23 protein-coding genes are annotated in these 25323 nt (G+C 63.6%); 9 read left to right on the top strand and 14 right to left on the bottom strand.

Annotation, left to right across the window (positions count from 1 at the left end; translation table 11 throughout):
* Nucleotides 1-99: 99 nt before the first annotated feature.
* Nucleotides 100-798 carry a DUF3592 domain-containing protein gene (locus NKJ64_RS00680; protein WP_023673418.1) on the top strand — a complete coding sequence of 233 codons (699 nt, stop codon included), beginning with the start codon at nt 100-102 and terminating at the stop codon, nt 796-798.
* A gap of 28 nt (nt 799-826) precedes the next feature.
* Here NKJ64_RS00680 and NKJ64_RS00675 read toward each other — a convergent pair whose 3' ends face one another.
* The 11 genes from NKJ64_RS00675 to NKJ64_RS00625 form a co-directional block, all read right to left on the bottom strand.
* Complete coding sequence (locus NKJ64_RS00675) at nt 827-1141, bottom strand: hypothetical protein (protein ID WP_352461766.1); 315 nt, start codon at nt 1139-1141, stop codon at nt 827-829.
* A gap of 55 nt (nt 1142-1196) precedes the next feature.
* The gene (locus NKJ64_RS00670) at nt 1197-1559 is read right to left on the bottom strand and encodes a nuclear transport factor 2 family protein (protein ID WP_023688799.1); all 363 of its coding nucleotides are present in this window, start codon (nt 1557-1559) and stop codon (nt 1197-1199) included.
* Nucleotides 1560-1635: 76 nt separating this feature from the next.
* On the bottom strand, nt 1636-2115 hold the full coding sequence (locus NKJ64_RS00665) for a carboxymuconolactone decarboxylase family protein (protein ID WP_352461764.1): 480 nt from the start codon (nt 2113-2115) through the stop codon (nt 1636-1638).
* Between the two features lie 110 nt (nt 2116-2225).
* On the bottom strand, nt 2226-3779 hold the full coding sequence (locus NKJ64_RS00660; RefSeq protein ID WP_352461762.1) for an alpha/beta fold hydrolase: 1554 nt from the start codon (nt 3777-3779) through the stop codon (nt 2226-2228).
* A gap of 139 nt (nt 3780-3918) precedes the next feature.
* Nucleotides 3919-4233: a formate dehydrogenase subunit delta gene (locus tag NKJ64_RS00655; protein ID WP_352461760.1), complete on the bottom strand. Its 315-nt coding sequence runs from the start codon at nt 4231-4233 to the stop codon at nt 3919-3921.
* Complete coding sequence (gene fdhD, locus NKJ64_RS00650; protein ID WP_031202807.1) at nt 4223-5050, bottom strand: formate dehydrogenase accessory sulfurtransferase FdhD; 828 nt, start codon at nt 5048-5050, stop codon at nt 4223-4225. The genes NKJ64_RS00655 and fdhD overlap by 11 nt, the downstream gene beginning before the upstream one ends.
* Nucleotides 5050-5274 carry a hypothetical protein gene (locus tag NKJ64_RS00645; RefSeq protein WP_023828553.1) on the bottom strand — a complete coding sequence of 75 codons (225 nt, stop codon included), beginning with the start codon at nt 5272-5274 and terminating at the stop codon, nt 5050-5052. The genes fdhD and NKJ64_RS00645 overlap by 1 nt, the downstream gene beginning before the upstream one ends.
* 32 nt (nt 5275-5306) lie before the next feature.
* Nucleotides 5307-8219: a formate dehydrogenase subunit alpha gene (gene fdhF, locus NKJ64_RS00640; RefSeq protein ID WP_352461758.1), complete on the bottom strand. Its 2913-nt coding sequence runs from the start codon at nt 8217-8219 to the stop codon at nt 5307-5309.
* 10 nt (nt 8220-8229) lie between these two features.
* The gene (locus NKJ64_RS00635) at nt 8230-9786 is read right to left on the bottom strand and encodes a formate dehydrogenase beta subunit (RefSeq protein ID WP_023673426.1); all 1557 of its coding nucleotides are present in this window, start codon (nt 9784-9786) and stop codon (nt 8230-8232) included.
* Nucleotides 9783-10262, bottom strand: a complete 480-nt coding sequence (locus NKJ64_RS00630; RefSeq protein ID WP_023736169.1) for a formate dehydrogenase subunit gamma — start codon at nt 10260-10262, stop codon at nt 9783-9785. The genes NKJ64_RS00635 and NKJ64_RS00630 overlap by 4 nt, the downstream gene beginning before the upstream one ends.
* Nucleotides 10263-10455: 193 nt before the next feature.
* The gene (locus tag NKJ64_RS00625; protein ID WP_023688790.1) at nt 10456-11355 is read right to left on the bottom strand and encodes a LysR family transcriptional regulator; all 900 of its coding nucleotides are present in this window, start codon (nt 11353-11355) and stop codon (nt 10456-10458) included.
* A gap of 158 nt (nt 11356-11513) precedes the next feature.
* Here NKJ64_RS00625 and NKJ64_RS00620 point away from each other — a divergent pair, with 158 nt between their 5' ends.
* The 3 genes from NKJ64_RS00620 (at nt 11514) to NKJ64_RS00610 (ending at nt 14431) form a co-directional block, all read left to right on the top strand.
* On the top strand, nt 11514-12155 hold the full coding sequence (locus tag NKJ64_RS00620; protein WP_023673429.1) for a DUF47 domain-containing protein: 642 nt from the start codon (nt 11514-11516) through the stop codon (nt 12153-12155).
* Between the two features lie 3 nt (nt 12156-12158).
* A complete protein-coding gene (locus tag NKJ64_RS00615; RefSeq protein ID WP_023688789.1) occupies nt 12159-13163 on the top strand; it encodes an inorganic phosphate transporter in 1005 nt (334 codons plus the stop codon).
* Between the two features lie 77 nt (nt 13164-13240).
* Nucleotides 13241-14431, top strand: coding sequence for an Mrp/NBP35 family ATP-binding protein (locus tag NKJ64_RS00610; protein ID WP_023688788.1), 1191 nt, complete (start codon nt 13241-13243; stop codon nt 14429-14431).
* Between the two features lie 17 nt (nt 14432-14448).
* On the opposite strand, the gene NKJ64_RS00605 is transcribed toward NKJ64_RS00610, so the two are convergent.
* Complete coding sequence (locus tag NKJ64_RS00605; RefSeq protein WP_352461755.1) at nt 14449-14907, bottom strand: SRPBCC family protein; 459 nt, start codon at nt 14905-14907, stop codon at nt 14449-14451.
* A 143-nt stretch (nt 14908-15050) separates the two neighbouring features.
* Here NKJ64_RS00605 and NKJ64_RS00600 point away from each other — a divergent pair, with 143 nt between their 5' ends.
* The 3 genes from NKJ64_RS00600 to NKJ64_RS00590 all read left to right on the top strand — a co-directional run bounded on the left by NKJ64_RS00600 (nt 15051) and on the right by NKJ64_RS00590 (nt 19143).
* On the top strand, nt 15051-16856 hold the full coding sequence (locus tag NKJ64_RS00600) for an IlvD/Edd family dehydratase (protein ID WP_352461753.1): 1806 nt from the start codon (nt 15051-15053) through the stop codon (nt 16854-16856).
* A 332-nt stretch (nt 16857-17188) separates the two neighbouring features.
* The gene (locus NKJ64_RS00595; RefSeq protein WP_352461751.1) at nt 17189-18670 is read left to right on the top strand and encodes a flavin monoamine oxidase family protein; all 1482 of its coding nucleotides are present in this window, start codon (nt 17189-17191) and stop codon (nt 18668-18670) included.
* A 74-nt stretch (nt 18671-18744) separates the two neighbouring features.
* Nucleotides 18745-19143 carry a hypothetical protein gene (locus NKJ64_RS00590; protein WP_352461750.1) on the top strand — a complete coding sequence of 133 codons (399 nt, stop codon included), beginning with the start codon at nt 18745-18747 and terminating at the stop codon, nt 19141-19143.
* A 17-nt stretch (nt 19144-19160) separates the two neighbouring features.
* On the opposite strand, the gene NKJ64_RS00585 is transcribed toward NKJ64_RS00590, so the two are convergent.
* Complete coding sequence (locus NKJ64_RS00585; RefSeq protein WP_023818850.1) at nt 19161-20765, bottom strand: trimethylamine methyltransferase family protein; 1605 nt, start codon at nt 20763-20765, stop codon at nt 19161-19163.
* A 207-nt stretch (nt 20766-20972) separates the two neighbouring features.
* On the bottom strand, nt 20973-22466 hold the full coding sequence (gene pdxR / locus NKJ64_RS00580; RefSeq protein ID WP_023669484.1) for a MocR-like pyridoxine biosynthesis transcription factor PdxR: 1494 nt from the start codon (nt 22464-22466) through the stop codon (nt 20973-20975).
* A 427-nt stretch (nt 22467-22893) separates the two neighbouring features.
* On the opposite strand from pdxR, the gene pgi reads away from it, so the two are divergent.
* A complete protein-coding gene (gene pgi / locus NKJ64_RS00575) occupies nt 22894-24537 on the top strand; it encodes a glucose-6-phosphate isomerase (protein WP_023688784.1) in 1644 nt (547 codons plus the stop codon).
* Entirely contained in the window at nt 24534-25265 is a 732-nt protein-coding gene (locus NKJ64_RS00570) for an HAD family hydrolase (RefSeq protein ID WP_023688783.1), read from the top strand. Before pgi ends, NKJ64_RS00570 begins: the two co-directional genes overlap by 4 nt.
* The last annotated feature ends 58 nt before the right edge of the window (nt 25266-25323 follow it).

Below are 25323 nucleotides of genomic sequence, written 5' to 3'. Positions count from 1 at the left end.
GAGTTACCTTTGCGGTACGGCGGGAGTTCACGATTTACTGAATATTCAACCTGAACGAGCAGCCTCTTGCCGGGAAACCGCGCGGCGAGGGGTTTGCGCATGAACACGACCAAGATCAAGCTGGTACTCATTGGCGGCTTCTGTCTGCTGATCGCTGTGTTCGGCGGCAAGGACATGATCAAGAAGAGCGGCTGGCCCGAGGCGCCTGCTGAAATCCTCGCGGTCAATGTCGAATGCGACATGGAATCGACCGCCCACAAGATTGTCTACAAGACCGTCAGCACCGCCACGATCCCGTGCGAACTGGTGGATGCGTTCAAGACGGTTCATGCTGACAAAGAGTGGAAGGTGACCCAGAAATTCACCGGCACCTTGCGCGTCGGCACCGGCGCCGACGCCGTCGAGGCCACGATGGAGCTGAACAAGAACGGTGCCCGCGAACCGCAGGTCGGCGACAAGCTCACCGTCGTCCAGAACCCCGCCAACCCCACCCAGATCGAACGCACCGGCATGACCGGCACGCGTTTGACGATCGTCATTGGGGCTGGACTGCTCGGCGCGTTGCTTCTCTATCTTGCTTTCAAACCCCGCCGGCGGATGTCGACCTCCGCCGTGGCAGGCAACCCTGCCGGAGATGCCGGCGCGGACCAGCGCGCGCGCCAGGCCGACGCCTTGATAGCGGCGGCCCTCGCCAAGCAGGCCACATTGCCCAATCAGCCGGCACGTGTCGCGGCTGCCGGATCGGCCAGGGAAGGGCGGTTTTCCGGGCAGCGGACGAGTTTCGGCCGCCGCAACTGATGGCCGAAAACTGCTGCACCTGCCACGGCTACTCCACGATGCGGTAGATGTTCCAAAGGTTGGTGCCTGAAACGACGTAGGGCTCCATCTCCTTGCCCCATTTGGCGTGCGCGTCGATCTTGCCGATCCTGGCGAAGAATCCCTCCAGCTGGGCAAGGCTTTCGACCTGATGATGCGATTCGACCGTCGCTTCCCGAGCTCCGACCGAACCGGTCATGATCTGGAACTCGAGATCGGCAATGCCGACCTGAGAGCCGATCTCGCGTTCCCATTTCTTCAACAGGTCGAGCACGGTCTGCTTGTGCCCGAACTTGGCGTCGATCTGCCATCTGGCGCTGAACATTTTTGTCTCCTCCAGTTTTGCGGCCCAAACCACGGTTGATCTTTCCGCGGTGGAACTACTCGTCCCAGGCCTGCACGACGGTCTGTCGTGCAATCCGCCCATTCTTCAGCTCCAGCATCGCCGCGCAGAACACTTTCGTTCCGTCCGGATAGGCGCAGGCCTGGGTGAAGGCGAGATTGTCGCCATCGGCGATGGTGGTGTCGACCTTGTGGGTCATCGCCCGGCTGCAGATGTCGTCCCAGAAGGTGCTGATCGCCGCCCGGCCGCGGATCTCGCGCGGCTTGCTCGGCGGATTGTTGCGGTCGATCACCCGCACCAGTGCGTCGTCGGCATAGAAGCTAGCGAGCATCCTGCCGTCCCGTCCTTCGATCGCTTTCTTGATCGCCGCGCCGTCCACGCTCTGCGTCTTGGTCAGCATCTTCTCCTCCATGGCCCGTTGATCGGGCGGTTGAATGATCACAAGCAATGCCCGGCGCACCGCTCGGCATTTTCTTTCACTGCGACTTGGCTTTGACGGCTGCGAACACGCCGTCGGTCTGTTGTTTGAAGGTCGCGAAATCGACCTGGCTGCCGTTGAGCATCGTCGACCAGTGGCGCACGATGGCCGCCATCGCGATCGCCTCCTTGATCTCCTCATCGGTCGCGCCATTGAGCTTGGCGGCCTCGGTGTGGAAATAGATGCAGTACTGGCAGGGGATCTGCGAGGCGACGGCCAGCCCCAGCATTTCCTTGGTCTTGCCGTCGAGCGCGGTCTTGGGGTTGAGCTGCACACCCTTGATCTCGGCCCAGGCGCCGGCAACCGCGACATCGGGCAGCGTCTTGAACATGTCCGGCACTGAGCCGAGCGTCGCCTCGATGTCCTTGTAGGCGGCGGCCGCCGACGCATCCTCGGCTCTGGCGGGAGCGATCGTGAACAGCGCGCCAACGCCTGCCGCTATCACCAGCGATTTGATCGACCTGTTTGACTTCAGCATTGCATCCTCCATCCGCAGTGCCTTTCCCGGCGACATCCGCCTGGCCTGCATGGAGAGAATTGGTACGCCTCGACCCCACCTGGCCGCTTCGCCCGAAAGCGCCATGGTCCCTATGGCCCGTCCGGGCCAGCCTGCCTGGCGGAAAATGCCGCTGCCGCCGCCCGTGACGGCAAATCGAGCTTCAGCAATATGTTGGCGACATGACGCTTGACCGTATGCTCGCTGAGCCTCAGCTCGGCGGCGATCGCGGCATTGCTCTTGCCGTCGGCGATCAGGATCACCACCTCGCTTTCGCGCGCCGTCAGTTGAGCCGGCTCGGCGGGTTTCGCCTTGGGGCGGCAGGCCGGCTCCAGGTGCTGTTCCGACGTTGCCTGGACCAGCGCCAGCGGCTCGTCCAGCTCATCCACCGTGACACGCCCGGCATCGATGAAATGCAGGCCGGACCCCGCCGCCAGATCGGCGGCCAGCCGCGACGCCAGAATATCGCCGCGCCCGGCATGGGCGGCGATCTGCATCGTCACCCGTGCCATCAGCCCCACCGGCGGCCCGCGCATTTCGACCTCACCGACATGGGCGCCCTGGGCGCTTGCAATGCCCATATGTTGCGCCGCATCGCGCAGTGCCGCCGCGCAGCGTATGGCCCGCGCCGGCCCGTCGAAGCGCGAGATCATCAATTCGCCATGGATGCCGGCGACGCGTCCGCCATGACGGCCGACCAGCTGCCGCCAGCTCTCCTGGAAGCGCTCGCTGCGCTCGCTCCACATGCGGTCGCCAACCCGCGCCGTGTCGTAGATGCGTGTCGCCAGAAGAGCGGCAAGCACGCGCTCCGCTTCGGCCACGGCACGCTCGCCGGTCAGGAATTCCTCGATCAGGTCGGCCACCCGGTCGACATCGCCGGTCCAGATCGGGTGGTCGCGCCCGGGGACCTCGACCAGTCGCGCATTCGAGATGTTTTTCGCCAGAAAGCGGCTGGCTCCGGGGTCCACCCGCGCGTCGTTGCGGCGATGGATGAGCAGAGTCGGTGCGCCGATCGCCGAAAGCACGCCGCGCACGTCGATCCCGGCATTCATTCGGGCAAGAGCGGCCGCTGCCGTCGGACTGGCCGACAGCCGCTCGAAGCGGGCCCACCACTGGGTGAAATGCGCATCATCTACCCGGCCGGGAGCGAAGTTGGGCAGTGTGGCGCCCGTGCCCCATTCCGTGCCGGCCGTCGCGATGAAGGCCTCGAGGCGCTCCGGCGACATCACCCATTTGTGGAAATGCGCGTAGCCGCCATAGAGCACCAGCGCTCGTGTCCGTTCCGGATAGGTGGCCGCGAACAGCATCGCCATCGGCGCGCCTTCCGAGGCGCCGAGCAAGGCCGCACGGCCACTGCCGGTGGCATCCATCACCGCGCGCACATCATCCATCCGGGTTTCGAGGCTCGGCAGATGGCGTGGGTCGACGCGGTCGGACAGGCCGGTGCCGCGCTTGTCGAACAGGATCAGCCGCGAGAAGGCTGAAAGCCGCTTTAACAGCCTGGCATAGCCCTCGTCTTCCCAATGCAGGTCGAGATTGGAAATGAAGCCGGGCACGAAAACCAGATCGAACGATCCCTGGCCGACCACCTGATAGGCGATCCGCACGTCGCCGCTGAGGGCATACCGCGTCTCGATCGGCCTCACGACTGCATCCCGCCCGGCCAGACGATTTCTGATCGCCGACCATAGCAGACGCCTGCCGGATGCGGCAGTCAAACTTTAGAAGACAGGAATATAGCCTGGCGACCCGAACCGCGTTCGCCCCGGTTATTCTGGCGATCGGCTATTTCTGGGGAGCGGCGCTCTCTGCACCCTTGGGTTGGACGTAGCCGATGCTCACATCGGCCTGCTCCTCGGTCTTCGGCCGCTTGATCCTGGCCGAGGCCACGACGACAAGCTCGTCGAAACCTTCGCCGCCGCTGTCCAGAATCTCGAAGAACTGACGCCGCATCCTGGGCTCCCAGAACTTGTTGATGTGCTCGGCGACGCCGGCAATGCCTTCCTCGCGCGGCCTGGTATGAAAGAAGGCTGCGATCTGGTTGGCCATGCGCACCAGCTTTTCCGCGGTGCTTGTGATGTGTTCTTCGTCATGCGACATGCTGGGCAACTCCCAAGACCACCCGTTCCGGGTGGGTGAAAACATCGAAATCGTCGCCGCGCACCAGCGCCACCAGTGTCATACCGGCTTCTTCAGCGGTGCGGATGGCAAGGGCGGTCGGCGCCGAGACGGCTATGATGAAGGCCGAGCCGATCGCCGCCGTCTTCTGCACCATCTCGACCGAGACGCGTGATGTCACCACCACCGCGCCCGATGCACCGTCGATGCCGGCCTTGGCCAGCGCGCCGGCCAGTTTGTCCAGCGCATTGTGACGGCCGACATCCTCGCGCGCCATGACGATGCCCTTGCCGGGAATGTAGAAGCCCGCGGCATGCACCGCGCCGGTTTCCGAATGCAGCGGCTGCACCTTCGACAGAAGCTTCACCGAACGGGTGATGTCATTGGCATCAAGCGTAAGTTTTGATGCACCAACCTTGTCGACCGAGCGCATCGCTTCCTCGATGGATTCGATGCCGCACAGCCCGCAGCCGACCGGGCCGGCGAGCCGCCTGCGTCGCGCCTCGAAGCGTGTATTGGCCTGGTCCTTCAGCCGGATCTGGATGTCGATCCCGGCGCCATGGTCCTCGACCTCGATCGCCTCGATCTCGTCAGGCAACGCGATGATGCCTTCGGTCAGCGAGAAGCCAAGGGCAAAATCCTCGAAGTCGGCCGGGCTCGCCATCATCACCGCATGGGTGGTGCCGGCAAAGGAGAACGCCACCGGCGTCTCCTCCGGCACCATACGGTTGGCCGCCGCAGTGCCACTTGCACGGTGGGCGAGGCGAGAGGTCTGGCTGATTGGCTGGCGGGAGCGCATCAGGGTCCCTTCATCCAATCCGGTGTCAGTTCCGGAACATCGCGCGCGATGGATTCATAGGCCTTATGATGCCCGTAGCCCATTATGTACGCGACAATGCGGCGAAGGTTGTTGAAATCCTCCTCGGAAGCATGTCCCTGGATATCGAACAAAAACTGGTTCAGGTCGGCGCCTTGCTTCTCACATAGGCGCAGAAGCTTTTCGTAGGCTTCCTTTTGAGTCACTCTTGTTTCCTCCGGCGGCGAGTCTACCCAGACTACTCCGCCGCCTGTAGCGGAGCGATGCGGCGGCTCTGCTCGGCCTGCTCGTTATAGTCGCGCTGCCAGTCTGAAGGCCCGTTCGACGCGCCGACCTGCACCGCCGTCACCTTGTACTCCGGACAATTGGTCGCCCAATCGGAGAAGTCGGTGGTGATGACGTTGGCTTGCGTGTCCGGATGGTGGAAGGTGGTGTAGACCACACCCGGCGACACCCGGTCGGTAATCAGCGCACGCAGCGTCGTCTCACCCGAACGGCTGGTCAGCCGCACCCAGTCGCCATCGCGCAGGCCGCGGTTCTCGGCATCGTGCGGATGGATCTCCAGCCGGTCTTCCGAGTGCCACATGACGTTTTCGGTGCGCCTTGTCTGTGCACCGACATTGTATTGGCTGAGGATGCGGCCGGTGGTCAGCAGCAACGGGAAACGCGGCCCGGTCCGCTCGTCGGTCGCCACATATTCGGTGCGGATGAACTTGCCCTTGCCGCGCACGAAGCTGTCGACATGCATGATCGGGGTGCCGAGCGGCGCCTTCTCGTTGCACGGCCATTGCACGGATCCGACGCGGTCGAGCAGATCGAAGGAAACGCCGGCGAAGCTCGGCGTCGTTTTGGCGACCTCGTCCATGATCTCGGAGGGATGCTGATAGTTCCAGTCCAGCCCGATCGCGCGGGCAAGCTCCTGTGTCGCTTCCCAGTCGGCGTAGCGCGCCTTCGGCTCCAGCACCTTGCGCACCATGTTGATGCGGCGCTCGGCATTGGTGAAAGTGCCGTCCTTCTCCAGGAAGGTCGAGCCCGGCAGGAAGACATGCGCGTAGTTGGCGGTCTCGTTGAGGAACAGGTCGTGCACGACCACGCATTCCATCGCCGCCAGGCCGGCCGCGACATGCTTGGTGTCAGGGTCCGACTGCAGAATGTCCTCGCCTTGGATGTAGATGCCCTTGAACGAGCCGTCGACGGCGGCATCCAGCATGTTGGGGATGCGCAGGCCGGGTTCGTCGTCGAGCTTCACCCCCCACAGGCTCTCATAGATGTCGCGGACGGCCTCGCCGGAGATGTGGCGGTAGCCCGGCAGTTCATGCGGGAACGAGCCCATGTCGCAGGAACCCTGCACGTTGTTCTGGCCGCGCAGCGGGTTCACGCCGACGCCGGGACGGCCGATATTGCCTGTCGCCATGGCGAGGTTGGCGATAGCCATAACCGTGGTCGAACCCTGGCTGTGTTCGGTCACGCCGAGGCCGTAATAAATCGCGCCATTGCCGCCCTTGGCATAGAGCCGTGCAGCACCTCGGATCAGTTCGGGATCGACGCCGGACAGCTTGCCCACGATTTCGGGGCTGTTTTCCGGCAAGGCGACGAAAGAAGCCCAATCCTGGAACTCCGCCCAGTCGCAGCGATCGCGGATGAAGGCTTCGTCGAAAAGCCATTCGGTAACGATGACATGCGCCAGCGCCGTCAGCACCGCCACGTTGGTGCCGGGCTTCAGCGGCAGGTGATAGTCGGCCTCGATATGCGCCGACTTGACCATTTCGGTGCGGCGCGGATCGAGCACGATCAGCTTGGCGCCCTGGCGCAGCCGCTTTTTCAGCCGCGAGGCGAACACCGGGTGCGCGGAAGCCGGATTGGCGCCGATGATGACGGCGACATCGGTGAAGTCGACGGAATCGAAATCCTGCGTGCCGGCCGAGGTGCCATAGGTCTGGCCGAGGCCGTAGCCGGTCGGCGAGTGGCAGACGCGGGCGCAGGTGTCGACATTGTTGTTGCGGAAGCCTTGGCGCACAAGCTTCTGCACCAGATAGGTCTCTTCATTCGTGCAGCGCGAGGACGTGATGCCGCCGATCGAGGTGCGGCCGTATTGATACTGGATACGGCGGAATTCCTTGGCCGTATGGGCGATGGCCTCTTCCCAACTCACCTCGCGCCAGGGATCGCTGACCTTTTCCCGGATCATAGGCGACAGGATGCGGTCCTTGTGGGTCGCATAGCCATAGGCGAAACGGCCCTTCACGCAGGAGTGGCCGTGGTTCGCCTTGCCGTCCTTGTAGGGCATCATGCGAATGACTTCGTCGTCCTTCACTTCGGCCTTGAACGAGCAGCCGACGCCGCAATAGGCGCAGGTGGTGACGGCGGAGCGCTCGGGCATGCCTTTCTCAAGCACGGTCTTTTCACGCAGCGCATCGGTCGGACAGGCCTGCACGCAGGCGCCGCAGGATACGCATTCGGAGGCGATGAAATCCTCGTGCATGCCGGCGACCATGCGCGATTCGAAACCGCGGCCCTCGATCGTCAGCGCGAAGGTGCCCTGCACCTCCTCGCAGGCCCGCACGCAGCGCGAGCAGACGATACATTGCGCCGGATCATAGGTGAAATATGGGTTGGACTCGTCGCGGGCGATGTAGTCGACCGCCAGCGAGCCATGGCCGGGCGCGACGCCGTTTTCCTGCTTGACGTGGTTGCGGCCCTCGATGCCGAAGCGGTTCTCGGTCAGGCCGACCGATTTCGCCACAACGTCGAACTCGCTGGCGCCGGTGCCGGCCTTCTCGTTCCAGCCGGTCGGGTGGTCGGAGACGTAAAGCTCCATGACACCGCGGCGGATGGCGTCGAGCCGCTCGGATTGCGTGCGCACCACCATGCCTTCGCCGACGGGGGTCGTGCAGGATGCCGGCGTGCCGCCGCGCCCGTCGATCTCGACCAGGCAGACGCGGCAGGAGCCGAACGAGTCCAGCATGTCCGTGGCGCAGAGTTTTGGGATCTCGACCCCGCCTTCCATCGCCGCGCGCATGATCGACGTACCCTCCGGCACGCTGATGCTGCGGCCGTCGACGATCAGCGTAACCTGCTTTTGCGCCTTCGATTCCGGGGTTCCGTAATCGAGTTCTTCGATGAGTGTCGGGAAGTCGGCCTTGATATTCATCTGCCAGCTCCTATTCAGCAGCCACGCGCGCCGGCGCGGGCTTGAAATCTTCGGGGAAATGGGTGATCGAGCTCATCACCGGATAGGGCGTGAAGCCGCCCAGCGCGCAGAGCGATCCGAACTTCATCGTGTTGCAGAGATCGGTGACCAGTGCCAGGTTCTTCTCCGGCTCGATGCCGGCGGCAAGCCGGTCGATGGTCTCCACCCCGCGTATCGAGCCGATGCGGCAGGGCGTGCACTTGCCGCAGCTTTCGATGGCGCAGAACTCCATGGCAAAGCGCGCCTGCTTCAGCATGTCGGCCGTGTCGTCGAACACGGTGATGCCGGCATGGCCGATCAGCCCGTCGCGCTTCGCGAACTCTTCGTAGTCGAACGGCGTGTCGAACAGGCCGCGCGGGAAATAGGCGCCGAGCGGGCCGCCGACCTGCACCGCCTTCACCGGGCGACCTGTGGCCGTACCGCCGCCGATATCGTCGACGATCTCGCCCAGCGTCATGCCGAACGCCGCCTCGAACAGGCCGCCGAACTTGACGTTGCCGGCGATCTGTATCGGGATCGTGCCGCGCGAGCGGCCCATGCCGAAATCCTTGTAGAAGGCAGCACCCTTGTCCATGATGATGGGCACGGAGGCTAGGCTGATGACGTTGTTGATCACCGTCGGCTTGCCGAACAGACCCTGGATTGCCGGCAGCGGTGGCTTGGCTCGCACCACGCCGCGCTTGCCTTCAAGGCTGTTCAGCAGCGACGTTTCCTCGCCGCAGACATAGGCGCCGGCGCCGACGCGGATTTCCATGTCGAAGGCGTTGGGCGAACCCAGCACGCTGACGCCGAGCACGCCTGCCTTGCGGGCGACCTCGACAGCCTTGTTCATGACAGCCACCGCATGCGGATATTCCGAGCGGATATAGACGAACCCCTTGGTCGCTCCGGTGGCGATGCCGGCAATCGTCATGCCTTCGATGAGCACGAAGGGGTCGCCCTCCATAATCATGCGGTCGGCAAAGGTGGCGCTGTCGCCCTCGTCGGCATTGCAGACGATGTATTTGCGGTCAGATGTCGTATCGAGCACCGTCTTCCACTTGATGCCGGTCGGGAAGCCGGCGCCGCCTCGGCCGCGCAAGCCCGATTCCGTGACTTGTTTGACGATGTCGAGCGGCGCCATGGCCACCGCGTTCTGCAGGCCCTTGAGCCCGCCCAGTGACTTGTAGGCATCGAGCGATAGCGGGTCGTTGATGCCGCAACGCGCAAAGGTCAGGCGCGTCTGCTTGGCCAGGAACGGGATTTTGTCGGGCGCGCCCAGCCAGCGCTTGTGATGCCCGCCGGTGAGAAAGCCGCTGTCGAACAGGCTCTTGACGTCCGATGGCTTGACCGGCCCGTAAGCGACGCGGCCCTTTTCGGTCGCGACCTCGACCATCGGTTCGAGGAAATAGGCGCCGCGCGAGCCGTTGCGGACGATCTTGGCCTCGACGCCCCGTTCAGCCAGTTCCGCACGAACAGCCTTGGCGACCTTTTCGGCGCCGAGCGCCAGCGCGCCGGAGTCACCTGGAATGTAGATGCGCGGGATCATGAGCGTACCTCCCCGACGATCTCTTCGATCTTCTCGTCATCGAGCCGCCCGATCACCTCACCATCCAGCATCGCCGACGGTGAACAGGCGCACAGCCCGAGGCAATAGACAGGCTCAAGTGTAACCGATCCGTCGCGGGTGGTCTCATGGAAATCGATGCCCAACAACTGCTTGACCTTTGCGGCGATCGCATCCGAACCCATCGACTGGCAGGCTTCCGCCTGGCAGAGCTTGAGCACATGCCGGCCGGCCGGCCGGGCACGGAAATCATGATAGAAGGTCACAACGCCATGCACTTCGGCCCTCGACAGGTTCAGCCCATCGGCGATGACGGGCACGGCGTCCTGCGGCACGTGGCCAAATTCGTCCTGGATCTCGTGCAGGATCGGCAGCAGCGGGCCTTCGAGGCCCTTCAACTCCTGGATGATCGCCGCCGTGCGCGACTGTATCTCGGTACTTGCTGGCTGCATCGTCACGCAGCGCCCTCCCTATCGTAGCGATCGATGCATATATCGTCCAAAAGCATGACGCGGTTTTGGAACAACGACATGCCTACGCCGCTTAATCGCTAAGTGCTTAAGAAATCAGAGAAAACCCCTGAAATCAATAAAGCGGTTTCGTTGCACGATAGAAAATTTCTATCGCGCCGATTGATCAGTTATGACTAGCTCAGCGATTGGCGCGGAAATCGTCTGCCAGCGCCATCGCCTCGTCCAGCAGCGCCTGCACCAGCGGCGTGTGCGGTTCGCGCGGCGCGGCGACCAGCCCGACCGTGTGGCTGGCATCCGGTTCGACGATCGGAATGGCCCGGATCGGCTCGGAAAAACCGAATGTTTCCGCCAGGTTGAGCGGCATGATCGACGACCATTTGCCTGTCCGTATGTGGGAGAACAGCACGATCATCGAGTTGGATTCCAGTGTCGGCCGCACCTGCACGCCGGCCTCGGCCAGATGCTGGTCGATGATGCGGCGGTTCTGCATGTCCGGCGTCAACAAGCAGAGCGGCAGCTGGCTGATTTCGGCCCATGTCACTTTGTCGCGATCCGAATAGGGATTTCCGACCGCCGTGATCAGCTGGTAGCGCTCGTCATAGAGCGGCACGCTGGTCACCCGTCCGAGAGGCTCGTTGTCGAGATAGGTGATGCCGGCATCGACGTCGAAATTGCCGAGCAGCGACAACACCTCGATCGAGGTGCGCGACAGGATAGAGAAGGTGACGCCCGGATGCTTCTCGCGAAATGGCGTCGTCAGCCGCGCCACCATGGCGAGGGCGGTTGGGATGGCGGCAATACGGATACGCCCGGACAGGCCATGTCGCGCCGCCCGCATCTCTTCGCGCATGGTCCTGGAATCGCCGACGATGCGACGCGCCCACACCAGCACCTGCTTGCCTTCCGGCGTCAGCCCCTGAAAGCGCGAACCGCGATTGACCAGCATGACGCCGAGCTGGCCCTCCAGCTGCTTGATCCCGGCCGACAAGGTCGGCTGCGTGACGCCGCACGCTTCCGCCGCCCGGCCGAAATGCTCCTCCTTGGCCAGCGCGATGAAGAATTCGAGCTTGTCGATCATCCCATCCGTCCGTTCGTTGCGCGCAAGGTCGGGGAAATTGCCTTTCGCCGCAAGCTCTACCCGCAATTGGCCATGCATCCACATCTTTGGGCCGGCTGGCTGTTTCCCCCGGCCGAACACGGCGCTATGTGGTTGGATGGAATACGAGGAGATCGGACATGCTGGGCTGGTTCCGCAAGCTTTTGCCGCGCGAAGATCGCTTCTTCGACCTCTTTGAACGGCATTCCCGCACCGTGGTCGGCGGCGCCGAGGCGCTGGAGCAGCTTCTGCAGGGCAAGGACATCGATCGCTGGTGCCAGAAGATCATCGATCTCGAGGACGAGGCCGATCATATCACGGCCGAAGTCCTGCTGGCGGTGCGGCGTTCCTTCATCACGCCTTTCGATCGCGGCGACATCAAGGACCTGATCCAGTCAATGGATGACGCCATCGACATGATGCACAAGACCGTCAAGACGGTGAAGCTGTTCGAAAAGAAGGAATTCGACCCGCTGATGCAGGAGATGGGCGGCGTCATCGTTGCCGCCTCCAGGCTGGTTGCCGAAGCGATCCCGCTGCTCAGCAAGGTCGGCACGCACACGGTACGCCTCAACGCCATCGCCGAAGAGGTCATGCGCGTCGAAAGCCGCGCCGACGATCTGCATGAGCAGGGATTGAAGGACCTGTTCAAGCGGCATGGCCGCAGCGATCCGATGGCCTACCTGATCGGCTCGGAGATCTACGGCCAGCTGGAGAAGGTGGTCGACCGCTTTGAGGACGTCGCCAACGAGATCAGCGGCATCGTCATCGAGAACGTTTAGGCAATGGAAGCCACCATCGCCTTTCCCGTGCTGATCGGCCTTGTCGCCGTCGCGCTGTTTTTCGATTTTCTCAACGGCCTGCACGATGCGGCGAACTCCATCGCCACCATCGTCTCCACCCGCGTGCTGAGACCACAATATGCGGTCCTGTGGGCGGCTTTCTTCAATTTCATCGCCTTCATGTTCTTCGGCCTTCACGTGGCTGAAACCGTGGGAAAAGGTATCGTCGACGTCAGCATCGTCACGCCGGCGGTGATCTTCTCGGCGCTCGTCGGCGCCATCGTCTGGAACATCGTCACCTGGATTGCCGGCATCCCGTCCAGCAGTTCGCATGCCCTGATCGGCGGGCTCGTCGGCGCCGGCGTTGCAAAGGCTGGGCCCGGCGCCATCGTCTGGACCGGGCTTGGCAAGACGGTCGCCGCAATCGTCGTGTCGCCGGCGACAGGGTTTGTTCTGGCGCTGGTCCTGATCCTGGCCGTTTCCTGGCTGTTCGTGCGCCAGACACCGTTCGCCGTCGACAGCACTTTCCGCGTCATGCAGTTCTTTTCGGCCTCGCTTTATTCGCTAGGGCACGGCGGCAACGACGCCCAGAAAACCATGGGCATCATCGCCGTGCTGCTCTATTCGCAAGGTATGCTCGGCGGGACGTTCTACGTGCCGCTGTGGGTCGTCCTCACCTGTCAGACAGCACTGGCGCTCGGCACTTTGTTCGGCGGCTGGCGCATCGTCCACACGATGGGCTCGAAGATCACCCGGTTGAACCCGATGCAGGGCTTCTGCGCCGAGACCGGCGGCGCCATCACCCTGTTTGCCGCCACCTGGCTTGGCGTTCCCGTGTCGACCACCCATACGATCACCGGGGCCATCATCGGTGTCGGCGCTGCCCGTCGCGTCTCGGCCGTGCGCTGGGGCATTGCCGGCAACATCGTCATCGCCTGGATCGTCACCTTGCCGGCCACGGCTGCAATTTCGGCGCTCACCTACCTTGCGGTTGGCCTGGCAAGGTGAGGCGGACACTGTGGTGCTTGGAGTCGCTGCCAATCTGCACTATCTGAGCCGCAGCCAAACGCCTTAGGGAACAATGCATGTCCGTCACCAAGGAAATCGTCACCGAGCGTCTGAAGACGGTCAACGGGCCGGACTTCACCGGCAACATCGTCGACCTCGGCATGGTTTCGGAGATTTTCATCGCCGATTCGAAAGTGTTTTTCTCGATCACCGTTCCCGCCGCCCGTGCACAGGAGATGGAGCCGCTGCGCGCCGCAGCCGAGCGTGTCGTCAAGGCGATCCCTGGTGTCGCCGGCGCCGTCGTCGCGCTGACGGCGGAGAAGAAGGGCGGCGGCATGGAGGCTCCGGTTGCGTCGCGTCCCGCGCCCAGGCCGGCACCCCCGGCTGCGCCAGCCGCGCCGCGCCCAGCTCCACACTCTCCAGCCCCGCACGCCCCGGCCTCGCAAAGCTCGGGCAAGCGCGGCGTGCCCGGCATCGAGGCGATCATCGCGGTGGCGTCCGGCAAGGGCGGCGTCGGCAAGTCGACCACCGCCGTCAACATCGCGCTTGGCCTCGCCGCCAACGGTTTGCGTGTCGGCGTGCTCGATGCCGATATTTATGGCCCGTCCATGCCCAGGCTGCTCAACATCCATGGCCGGCCGCAGACCGTCGACGGCAAGATCCTGAAACCGATGGAGAATTACGGCCTTAAGGTGATGTCGATGGGCTTCCTCGTCGACGAGGAGACGCCGATGATCTGGCGCGGACCGATGGTGATGTCGGCGCTGACGCAGATGCTGCGCGAGGTCGAATGGGGCCGCCTCGACGTGCTCGTCGTCGACATGCCGCCCGGCACCGGCGACGCCCAGCTGACCATGGCCCAGCAGGTGCCGCTGGCCGGCGCGGTCATCGTCTCGACGCCGCAGGACCTGGCGCTGATCGACGCCCGCAAAGGATTGAATATGTTCAAGAAGGTCGACGTGCCGCTGCTCGGCATCGTCGAGAACATGAGCTATTTCATCGCCCCCGATACCGGCAAGCGCTACGACATCTTTGGCCATGGCGGGGCGCGGCGCGAGGCCGAGCGCCTCGGCGTGACCTTCCTCGGCGAAGTGCCGTTGGAAATGGGCATTCGCGAAAGTTCTGATGAAGGTGCTCCGGTGGTGGCGTCGAAGCCAGACAGCGCCGAGGCGAAGATCTATCGCGGCATTGCTTCGAAGGTCTGGGACCGGGTCAATGAAGAACGCGGCGCGGCCGAAGCGGCGGTGCCGAACATCGTGTTCGAGTAGCTCGGATATCCCTCCCCTCAAGGGGGAGGGGAACCCACCTTCTCGCCAAAGCTTGAAAAGAACTGCCCGGCCAGCTTCTTCGAAGTCGATTCGATGAGCCGGCTGCCGAGTTGGGCGATCTTGCCGCCGACTTCGGCCTTGGCCGCGTATTTGAGGACCGTCGCATCCGGCCCGTCCGCCATCAGCCTCACGTCGGCGCCACCCTTGGCGAAGCCGGCGATACCGCCCTTGCCCTCGCCCTGAATGGTGTAGGAGTGCGGCGGCTTCAGGTTCTTCAGCGTCACCTCGCCGTTGAATGTCGCCTTGATCGGTCCGATCTTCAGGACCACCGTCGCCGCCATTTCGGTCGGCGATTTCATCTCCAGGTTCTGGCAACCGGGAATGGTCGCCTGCAAAACCTTCGGATCGTTCAGCGCTTCCCACACTTTCTGCAGGGGGGCGGCAATGCGTTCCTCGCCTTCGATCACCAAAGCCATCGACACCTCCCGGACAGACTTCGAAGGCCTAACGCACGGTCTGGTCTGTGTCTATCGCACCAAAGTCCCGTTGCGACGGTGCGCCCTCTTGCCTGCTTCCGCGCGTTGCCATATCGATTTGTCTTACAAATACGGAGACCATGATGGCAGGCGCCCCCACCGGAAAGAAGAAATTTCGCTCGCAGGAGTGGTTCGACAATCCCGACAATCCAGGCATGACCGCGCTCTACCTCGAGCGCTACCTGAACTACGGCCTGACGCGGGCCGAGCTGATGTCTGGCAAGCCGCTGATCGGCATCGCCCAGACCGGCTCGGATCTGTCGCCATGCAACCGCCATCATATCGAACTCGCCAAGCGCGTGCGCGAAGGCATCGTCTCGATGGGCGGCATCCCCTTCGAATTCCCGTGCCATCCGATCCAGGAGACCGGCAAGCGCCCGACCGCGGCACTCGACCGCAACCTTGCCTATCTCGGCCTGGTCGAAGTGCTTTACGGCTATCCGCTCGACGGCGTCGTGCTGACCATCGGCTGCGACAAAACCACGCCGGCGCTGCTGATGGCGGCGGCCACCGTCAATATTCCGGCCATAGCACTTTCGGTCGGACCGATGCTCAATGGCTGGCACAAGGGCAAGCGCACGGGATCGGGCACCATCGTCTGGGAATCGCGCCAGCGCCTCTCGGCCGGCGAGATCGACTATGACGAGTTCATGGACATCGTCGCCTCATCGGCGCCGTCGACCGGCTATTGCAACACCATGGGCACCGCCACCACGATGAACTCGCTGGCCGAGGCGCTCGGCATGCAATTGCCGGGCTCGGCTGCCATTCCGGCACCCTACCGCGAGCGCGGCCAGATCTCCTATGAGACGGGCAAGCGCATCGTCGAGATGGTGCATGAGGATCTGAAGCCATCCGACATCATGACGCGCAAGGCGTTCGAGAACGCCATTGTCGTCAATTCGGCGATTGGCGGCTCGACCAACGCGCCGATCCACCTCAACGCGATTGCCCGCCATCTCGGCGTGCCGCTCACCAATGACGACTGGCAGACGGTCGGCCTCCATGTGCCGCTCATCGTCAATCTGCAGCCATCGGGCGAATATCTCGGCGAGGACTATCATCATGCCGGCGGCGTGCCGGCTGTGGTGACCGAACTGATGAAGGCCAAGCTGCTGCCTTATCCCGAAGCGATGACCGTCAACGGGAAATCGATCGGCGACAATTGCAAGGATGTCGCCAACGAGAACACCGACGTCATCCGCACCGTCGCCGAGCCGCTGAAGGCCAATGCCGGCTTCATCAATCTCAGCGGCAATCTGTTCGATTCCGCAATCATGAAGATGAGCGGCATCTCGCCGGAATTCCGCGAACGCTATCTCTCCAACCCGAACGACCCGGAAGCCTTCGAGGGCAACGCCATGGTCTTCGATGGTCCCGAGGACTACCACGCCCGCATCGACGATCCGGCGCAAGGCATCGACGAGCACACCATCCTGTTCATGCGCGGCGCTGGCCCAATCGGCTATCCCGGCGGCGCCGAGGTCGTCAACATGCAGCCGCCGGCCTATCTCATCAAGAAGGGCATTCACGCGCTGGCCTGCATCGGCGATGGCCGCCAGTCGGGCACATCCGGCTCGCCGTCTATCCTCAACGCTTCGCCGGAGGCCGCCATTGGCGGCGGCCTGGCGCTGCTCAAGACCGGCGACCGTGTGCGCATCGATTTACGGAAAGGCACTGCCAACATCCTCGTCACCGACGAGGAAATCACGCGCCGCCGTGCCGAACTGCAGGTCGATGGCGGCTATCATTATCCCAAGCATCAGACGCCATGGCAGGAGATCCAGCGCTCCATGGTCGACCAGTTCTCGGAGGGCATGGTGCTGAAGCCGGCGGTGAAATACCAGGACGTCGCGCACACCAGCGGCGTGCCGAGGGACAACCACTGAGCACCCGCTTGATATGAAAATGCCGGCCTGATCGGGCCGGCATGAAAGCCTTGGCGTAAGCTTGTTTGGATGGCGGCCTCAGGGTGGAGGCGGGCCGGACGAAGCGGCGATGGCTGTGATGCCGGAAAGTCGTCCTGCCTTGCGGATGACTGGTGTGTGATACTGTTTCTTCATAGGACCCGTTGCCCGTTTTAGATCACTGCTCGCACGCCAACTGATCCCACCTGTCAGTATGACATTGCAGTCCTCGTCAGTTTCGGGTTTTTTGACACGAAATCAAGAGGGGTCCAGAGCGTCGTCCATGATGATGGTTTTCCGCCACGGGCGTATCCTTGCCGCCTAGCCCAATCGACATTGCCCCGGTCGACATTGCTATTGTCGGCGCGGGCATGGCCGGTCTCTTCCTGGCGTGGCGCTTGTCCCAAAGTGAAAAGCCCGCAAGGATCGCTGTTTTCGAATCCGCCGGTCGCGTCGGCGGTCGGGCCTCCACGGTCTCATTTCCCGGAGAGCCGAACTTCGGCATCGATCTCGGCGCGATGATGCTGATGCCGCAACATCGGCTGCTCAAAAAACTCATGGCGACGCTGGATGTAAAGCTGTCGGGTATGGACGTCGTCACCGGCGCCAACCGGCTCCATCTGCGCGGTAGGAGCCTGCCCTACGCCGCTATATCGCGCTTTGCGCCGCGCCGCCTGTTTGCCTATGACGTGACGCGTCGGCTGCAGGAAAAAGGCCCGTCCCGCCTGCTGCGAAAGGCGGCAGCACTGATCCTGCCGGGTTCGGAGGCCTTCGGCAGCGCCGAATGGAACGGCGCCGCAGGCTTCGTTTATCGCGGCCGCAAGCTGGCGGATTGGGCGACTTGGGATGTGCTGGCGACGGTCTTGACCCCGGAGGAAATGGTTTTTGCCGAGGACGCGGTGGGCTATTCGTTGCTCCTGCGCGGACCCAACGCCGCCGAGACGTTCAGGCTTGCGCTCGGCGAGCTGAGCGGCGGCCGCTCCTATTGTTCCCCCGATGGTGGGTTCCAGCCGGTTGCGGAGCGAATGGCCGGGCGGATCGCTGTCAGCGGCGGCGCCGTCCATCTCGATCACACCGTGACCGCCATCGCCCGCTCGGCGCAAGGGATGGTCTTGTCTGTCGAGGGGCAGGGCGGGACGGTCGAGGCGCGCAAGGTCGTGCTGGCGTTACCGGTCCGCCCCCTGCGGACCCTGCTGGAAAAGTCCGGCATCGAGCAGCCCAGCGATCTGCCGGCACCGGAACCCTGGCCGATGCTCACGCTGGCCGCCTGCTATGCCAGCCCATGGTGGGCTCGAAACGGCATCGCGGCCGGCCACAGCGTGACCGATCTGCCGGCTCGCCAGATATGGCAGTTCACAAAAGCGGACGCGCGCGACGCGACGATTCGGCGGAGCGTCGCCATGGCCTATTGCGATGGCAGGCACATGGTATTCTGGCGCTCACTGCTGCCTGAGCTCGCTCGGCGCCACGGTTTTGCGGTTTTGGCCGAGGGACATTCCGCGCTGGAGGCCTTTCACGGCCAGATGGTCGAAGTCCATGGCAAACACGGCGCCATCTCGAAACCCATCGGCGGGTTTGCGCAGGATTGGGGTGCGCCGGCCTATGGCGGCGCGTCGCATGTATGGGACCGTGGCATAGATATCTCCGGTATAAAACTGGCGAGCCATACGCTCGCTCCTGGCATTCATGTCTGTGGCGAAGCGTGGTCCAACAATCACGGCTGGATCGAGGGCGCGCTGGAAAGTGCGGAAGACCTGTTGCAGCGGGAATTCGGGCTCGACGCCTGGCTTGCCTGAGACTCCGCAAAGGCGATGAAAAACGATCCTACATTCCCATATGAGTGGTCGGCTATCGGACGGAAAGTATCAACGTGACTAAACGGCGCTCTTCAATCGGTTTCCTCGGCATGTTCGGCCGCTCCGGCGATTTGCGGGAACTCGACACCGCGCTGCGCGGCGCCGATCTGCATCCGGCGCTTGTTCCCGAGGGGGTAAAGCTCACCATCGTCAATTTGATGAAGGATCATTGGCCGGACGAGCCGCCGCCCGACGCCTATCGGTCCGTGGCGCAGCTGTTTGGCTATTGCATCGCAGGCCCACAAACCTTTGAGCAGGCCAATGAGCCGGAGCGGCGGCTGGAGGCTGAGCGCCGCATCGAGGCTGCGCTTGAAACCGGCGACAGCCTGGATGCCCAGATCGTGTTGATGGCGCTGCATGGCAAGCTGATCAGCGCCGAAGTCGTCGAGCGCTTTGGGCTAAGTGTGGACTGACCTTCGTAAGGTGAAGCTTACCCGCCCATGCCGCTGCGTGGCAGCTTGATCATCTCGCCGAAGCGGGCGCGCAATTTGTCGTCGAGCAGCTTCGGCACATGGCGCGGGAAGCGCTCGGCAAGCACGCGCTTCTTTTCGATGATCGCCCGCTGCAAGATGTCGGGCCGGCCCTTCTCGTTCCATTCCTTGGGCGAAAAGCGGTCGCCCACGGCCGGATAAAAATACTCGGTCTGCATCAGCCGCAGCGTCTGCTCATTGCCGAGATAGTGGCCTGGGCCATTCATGCAGACTTCGGTGATGGTGTCGATCGACAGTGCTTCATCGGTCACTTCGATGCCGCGCACGCAGCGTAGACAGTGGCCCAACATGTCATTGTCTATGATCAGGCTCTCCAGGCAAAAGCCGAGCAGCGAGGCGTGCATGCCTGCCGATTCATAGACCAGATTGAGGCCGGCAAGACCGGCCATCACGTCGGTGATCCCCTTTTCATAGCCGGACTGGATGTCGGGCAGTTTCGAATCCGTCATGCCGGCGGCCGAACCGCCCGGCAGATCGTAGAACTGCGCCATCTGCGCACAGGCCGAAGTCAGCACTGCCTGCTCGGCCGAGCCGCCCGACATCGCACCGGTCCTGAGGTCGGAGACGAACGGCCATGTGCCGAAGATCGCCGGATGCCCCGGCTTGATGGCGTTGACATAGATGAGGCCGACCAGCACTTCGGCCACCGCTTGCACCACAGCGCCGGCAATCGCCGCCGGAGCGGTGGCGCCGGCCTGGCCGGCCGATAAAAGCAGGATCGGAATGCCGCCTTCGACGCAGGCTTCGAGCACGCCGCAGGCGTCCTCGGCAAACTTCATCGGCGGTACGACGAAGCAGTTGGAGTTCGACACGAACGGCCGGGCGCGGAAATTCTCCTCGCCGCCGGCGATCGCATAAAGCATTTCCAGCGCCGGCTGCACGTTCTCGCGCACCGTGAAGGAGGTGCCGACATGCTTCGACGTCCCCATCACGCAGGCGTAGAGCGTGTTGAAGTCCATTTCGAGCGGATCGGGAATGTCGCGCGGCACCATGGGCCGCTGGAAGAAATGGATGTTGTCGAGCCCTTCGACGAGGCGGGCGGCGTCGTAAATGTCCTGCACCAGCGACTCGCGGTATTCGCGCTTTTCGACATCGACCAGATGCACGGCCGCACCCGCCGTGCCGTAATGCACGCGCTTGCCCTGGATCAGCATGTCATGCCTGGGGTCCTGGCCGTGCAGCGTAAAATTCCTCGCCGCTTTCTTGATCGTGTCCATCACAAGCCCACGTGGGAAACGGACGCGGCCGTCGTCGCCGTAAACGGCGCCGACCCCGGTCAGAGCCTCGATGCAGGAGGGAATGGCATTGGCGAAGCCGACGGTCTCCAGTAGCGTCAGCACCGCTTCATGGATGCGCTCCTGTTCGTTCTGGTTGAGCGGCCCGTAGCTGCCGCCTTCGAGGCCGGCGCGCACCGGCCGGATATCGTCGGCAAGCGGTGCGGCCCGCATGGCGCGGCGCGCTTCGCGCCCGCCGGATCGGCGCGAACGCTGGTCGGCTGATGCATCCTTAGGAGCCGCATCCTGCTTCTCAACAGCCACTGACATGGGGGGCACTCCACCTTTAGTTTGCGAAACACGACGCGATGATTGGTCCACCGTCGGCTTGCTTCGTCCCTCTGTCAGCCGACTATGCCGTTGCCATTGGCCCAGCCTATGGGCCAGTCAACGCAGCCGAGTATGCCAGAGAGCTAATGCAGAATGTTGGTGATCATGCCAAGGGCCGGGGCTGTTCAAAGCTCCGGCACAGGCAAATCAGGCTGCAGCGGGCCTGCGTCCGGCCGCGGTCGCGAGCTCGCGAATACCCGGCTCGATGTGCTGCAGTGCGATCGAGGAAATGCCCAAGCGCATGAAACGCGACGGCTTTTCGGTGCGATCGAAGAAGCGGTCGCCCGGCTCGATGATGACGCTGCGCGAGGCCGCGGCCTCGGCCAGTCCACGTGAATCGGTGCCGCGCGGGCCTTCCAGCCAGAGCGATGTGCCGCCGGCCGAATCGGTCGAGCGCCATTCCGGCAGGAATGCGGAAATCGCATGGACCAGACGCTTGCGCCGCTCGTCGAAGGCCGACGACAGCCGCCGCACCAGCGCCTCGTGATGGCCGAGCGACAGGAACAGCGCGACCGCGCGCTGGTTGTTGGCCGGCGGGTGCCTGAGCATGAAGCGGCGCAGCGCCCTGAGCTCGGAGATTAGTCCAGCCGAAGCGACGATGTAGCCAAGCCGCAGGCCCGGAGCCAGCGTCTTCGACATCGAGCCGACATAGACGACGCGACCCGAGCGATCGAGGCTCTTCAGCGCCTGCTGCGGCGCCTCGTCGAGAAGCTGGCTGTCATAGCCGTCCTCGATGATGATCTGGTTGTGGCGGTTGGCGCGCGCCAGAAGGTCCTGCCGCCGCTCCGCCGACAGCGGCACCATGGTCGGGCAGTGGTGGCTGGGGGTGACGAAGACAAAGCCGGAATCGTTGGGAATGGACGAGGTGACGATGCCGGACTGATCGACCGGAACCGGCTGGATTTCGGCGCCTGCCAAGCGGAAGATCGAGCGCGCGTCGGGGTATCCCGGGTCTTCCATCGCGACCTTGGAGCCCTTTGTCATCAGCAGTGTCGCCAGCATATAGAGCGCGTTCTGGGCGCCCAGCGTGACGATGATCTCGTCCGGATTGGCGAAGATGCCGCGCCGCGGCAACAGCCGCGCCTGGATCTGCTCGATCAAGAGCGGATCGTCACGATCGACCATGTCGGAGGCCCAGTTGCGGATTTCGAGCACGGCCAGCGCCATGCGGTTGCACTCACGCCATTCGGCTGTCGGGAACAGCGCCGGGTCGAACTGGCCGTAGACGAAGGGGTAGGAGGACTTGATCCAGTTGTCGTGCTTGGCCGGTGGCGGCATATCGCTGGCGGCGATCTGCCGGCGTGCCTTCCAGTCGATCTCGTTCTGCTGGTCGGGCGCCTTCTGGTGCGGCTTGGCGGGGGTGGCCAGCACATCCGGATTGACGAAATGGCCGCGCCGTTCGCGCGCCACCAGGAAACCTTGGTCGACCAATTGCTGGAACGCCAGCACCACAGTGCCGCGCGCGACGCCGAGTTTTTCAGCCAGGATGCGGCAGGACGGAAGCGGCATCGAAGCGGCGATCTGCCGGTCGAGAATGGCGGCGACGATCGCCTGACGGATCTGCGCCTGCAGGGTCTGGCCCGATTCCGCCGAAATCCGGAACAGGCCGGACCATATGGCCGTGTCGTTACGCTGTGGCATGGAAGGTGTTCCTCGATGGCCAGTCTTTTTTGCTTGGCTGGACCAGCGGAAGGTAACCGTGGCACAAGGGGTTGCGCCAATCAATTTTTCTGATCGCTGGGATTTATGCCAGTGATCTATGCGCGACGCGCAGCGTCGTCGCATCCCCGGGTGACGCTTGCGTCATCCCGCAGCGCGGACGCCCGCGCGATGCGAAGCGTCGTCGCGCCTCATTATCCCCAGCGCGACGCGCAGCGTCGTCGCTACTCCCATCAAATCATCCAGCGCGGCGCGCAGCGTCATAGCTCCATCACATCGCACTATGCTGCACTGCGTCATCCCCACGCATTGAAACATGCGGAATTCGGCTCAATAAGATCAGCGCGACGACACGCGCCGGAAACATCCGGTCTGATAAGATGTCGTGAAAAACGATCAGGAGCCGAAAGTGGATCATTCCTCCTTCGACAAACAGCTTGTCGCCTTGCGTGCTGCGCGCGCGGCGGCATCGGGTACGATGCGCGAGGCTTTTGCCGCCGACCCCAAGCGCTTCGAGACGTTCTCGGCCAGCGACGGCGACCTTTTGCTCGACTGGTCGAAATGCGCGGTCGACCAGGGCACGATGGAACTGCTCGAGAAGCTCGCCGCCGCCGCCGATCTCGAAGGTCGCCGCGCCGCAATGTTTTCCGGCAAGAAAATCAACATCACCGAAGACCGCGCCGTGCTGCACACGGCGCTGCGCAACCTCTCGGGCAAGGGCGTCACCGTCGATGGCCAGGACGTCAAGGCGGATGTGCTGTCCGTGCTCGACGCCATGGGCGCTTTCGCCGACGCCATTCGCTCCGGCAAGGCCGCCGGCGCCACCGGCAAGAAAATCACCGACATTGTCAACATCGGCATTGGCGGCTCCGATCTCGGCCCGGCCATGGCGACGCTGGCGCTGGCGCCCTATCACGACGGCCCGCGCGCGCACTACGTCTCCAACATCGACGGCGCCCATATCCACGACACGCTGAAGGGCCTGTCGGCCGAAACCACCCTGTTCATCATCGCCTCGAAGACCTTCACCACGGTCGAGACGATGACCAATGCCGAGACGGCGCGCGAATGGGTGCAGAAGGCGCTCGGCAAGGAAGCTGTCGGCAAGCATTTCGCCGCCGTCTCGACCGCGCTCGACCTGGTTTCCAAGTTCGGCATCGAAGCGGATCGCGTGTTCGGCTTCTGGGACTGGGTCGGCGGCCGCTATTCGCTGTGGGGCGCCATCGGCCTGCCGGTGATGATCGCCATCGGCCCGCGCAACTTCCGCGCCTTCCTCGATGGCGCGCATGAGATGGACGAGCACTTCCGCACCGCACCCCTGCAGAAGAACCTGCCGGCGCTGCTGGGGCTGGTCGGCTGGTGGCATCGCGTGATCTGCGGTTATCCGGCGCGTGCGGTCATCCCTTATGACCAGCGCCTTTCCAGGCTGCCGGCCTATCTGCAGCAGCTCGACATGGAATCGAACGGCAAGGGCGTCACCCTCGACGGCACGCCGGTGACGACGCCGACCGGACCGCTGGTCTGGGGCGAGCCCGGCACCAATGGCCAGCACGCCTTCTTCCAGCTGCTGCACCAGGGCACCGATTCCATCCCGGTCGAGTTCCTTGCCGCTGCCGTCGGCCATGAGCCGGATCTGAAGCACCAGCACGATCTACTGCTTGCCAATTGCCTGGCCCAATCGGAAGCGTTGATGAAGGGCCGCACGCTGGACGAGGCTCGCGCGCAGATGCTGGCCAAGGGCATGAAGCCGGCCGATGTCGACAGAATAGCCCCGCACCGCGTCTTCTCCGGCAACCGCCCCTCGGTGACGATCCTCTACCGCAAGCTCGACCCGCGCACCTTCGGCCGGCTGATCGCGCTTTACGAGCACCGCGTCTTCGTCGAAGGCACTCTGTTCAACATCAATTCCTTCGACCAATGGGGCGTCGAGCTCGGCAAGGAGCTGGCGACCGGCCTGTTGCCAGTCGTGGAAGGCAAGGAGAGCGCCGCCAAGCGCGACGCATCGACGGCCGGGCTGGTGGCGCGCATCCAGCAACTGCGGGGGGCGCAATGAAAAATCCGGCCGACATCAAGGGCATATTGTTCGACAAGGACGGCACGCTTGTCGATTTCAACGCGACCTGGCTCGGCATCGCCGATTTCATGGCCATGGATGCTGCCGAGGGCGATCGCTGGAAAGCCGACAGGCTGCTTTCAGCGGCGGGCTTCGATTTTGTCGCCAAGCGTTTCAAGCCGGATTCCATCTTCGCCTCGGGCACCAACATGGATGTCGTCGAACTATGGTTCCCGCGCCTGTCCGACGAGGACCAGATGCTGGCCGTCGCCCGCTTCAACGAGATCACCTCGGTGCAAGGCTCATCGATGGCGGTGGCCTTGCCCGGCATCGTCGCGGCGCTGACGGCTCTGCACAAGCGATCCTACCGGCTCGGCGTCGCCACCAATGATTCGACTGCCGGTGCCGAAAAGACCATGGTCACGCTCGGCGTCGCGCAGCTGTTCACCGCCGCCTATGGCTATGACGCGGTCGCCAATCCGAAACCGGCGCCGGACACGATCGTCGCCTTTTGCGACCTGACCGGGTTGAAGGCGTCCGAGATCGCCATGGTCGGCGACAACCGCCACGACCTGGAGATGGCGCGTGCCGGCGGCTGCGGCCTGGCGGTCGGCGTGCTCTCCGGCACCGGCACGCGGGAATCGCTGGCGTCGATCGCCGATGTCGTTCTGGATTCGGTTGCCGACTTGCCGGACTTTCTGTCGGCGCGGGTCAAGGAGACGGTCTGACGGGGGCCTGGGGCAAACTCAATTCGGCTCGGGATTTCCCCGCCAATGGCCGAGTTGG

It is taken from the genome of Mesorhizobium sp. M0062 (assembly GCF_040323125.1).
Classification (GTDB): domain Bacteria; phylum Pseudomonadota; class Alphaproteobacteria; order Rhizobiales; family Rhizobiaceae; genus Mesorhizobium.
Note: the sequence above shows the minus strand (reverse complement) of the source record. Positions and strands in the feature narration are given on the sequence as shown.

Coding starts and splice junctions, on each gene's coding strand:
- NKJ64_RS00625 (WP_023688790.1), bottom strand. CDS start 11,355: ATGATCGACAAGCTCGAATTCTTCATCGCGCTGGCCAAGGAGGAGCAT.
- NKJ64_RS00665 (WP_352461764.1), bottom strand. CDS start 2,115: ATGCTGAAGTCAAACAGGTCGATCAAATCGCTGGTGATAGCGGCAGGC.
- NKJ64_RS00670 (WP_023688799.1), bottom strand. CDS start 1,559: ATGCTGACCAAGACGCAGAGCGTGGACGGCGCGGCGATCAAGAAAGCG.
- NKJ64_RS00675 (WP_352461766.1), bottom strand. CDS start 1,141: ATGTTCAGCGCCAGATGGCAGATCGACGCCAAGTTCGGGCACAAGCAG.
- NKJ64_RS00610 (WP_023688788.1), top strand. CDS start 13,241: ATGTCCGTCACCAAGGAAATCGTCACCGAGCGTCTGAAGACGGTCAAC.
- NKJ64_RS00635 (WP_023673426.1), bottom strand. CDS start 9,786: ATGATCCCGCGCATCTACATTCCAGGTGACTCCGGCGCGCTGGCGCTC.
- NKJ64_RS00570 (WP_023688783.1), top strand. CDS start 24,534: ATGAAAAATCCGGCCGACATCAAGGGCATATTGTTCGACAAGGACGGC.
- NKJ64_RS00620 (WP_023673429.1), top strand. CDS start 11,514: ATGCTGGGCTGGTTCCGCAAGCTTTTGCCGCGCGAAGATCGCTTCTTC.
- fdhF (WP_352461758.1), bottom strand. CDS start 8,219: ATGAATATCAAGGCCGACTTCCCGACACTCATCGAAGAACTCGATTAC.
- NKJ64_RS00585 (WP_023818850.1), bottom strand. CDS start 20,765: ATGTCAGTGGCTGTTGAGAAGCAGGATGCGGCTCCTAAGGATGCATCA.
- NKJ64_RS00600 (WP_352461753.1), top strand. CDS start 15,051: ATGGCAGGCGCCCCCACCGGAAAGAAGAAATTTCGCTCGCAGGAGTGG.
- pdxR (WP_023669484.1), bottom strand. CDS start 22,466: ATGCCACAGCGTAACGACACGGCCATATGGTCCGGCCTGTTCCGGATT.
- NKJ64_RS00655 (WP_352461760.1), bottom strand. CDS start 4,233: ATGTCGCATGACGAAGAACACATCACAAGCACCGCGGAAAAGCTGGTG.
- NKJ64_RS00605 (WP_352461755.1), bottom strand. CDS start 14,907: ATGGCTTTGGTGATCGAAGGCGAGGAACGCATTGCCGCCCCCCTGCAG.
- NKJ64_RS00680 (WP_023673418.1), top strand. CDS start 100: ATGAACACGACCAAGATCAAGCTGGTACTCATTGGCGGCTTCTGTCTG.
- NKJ64_RS00615 (WP_023688789.1), top strand. CDS start 12,159: ATGGAAGCCACCATCGCCTTTCCCGTGCTGATCGGCCTTGTCGCCGTC.
- fdhD (WP_031202807.1), bottom strand. CDS start 5,050: ATGCGCTCCCGCCAGCCAATCAGCCAGACCTCTCGCCTCGCCCACCGT.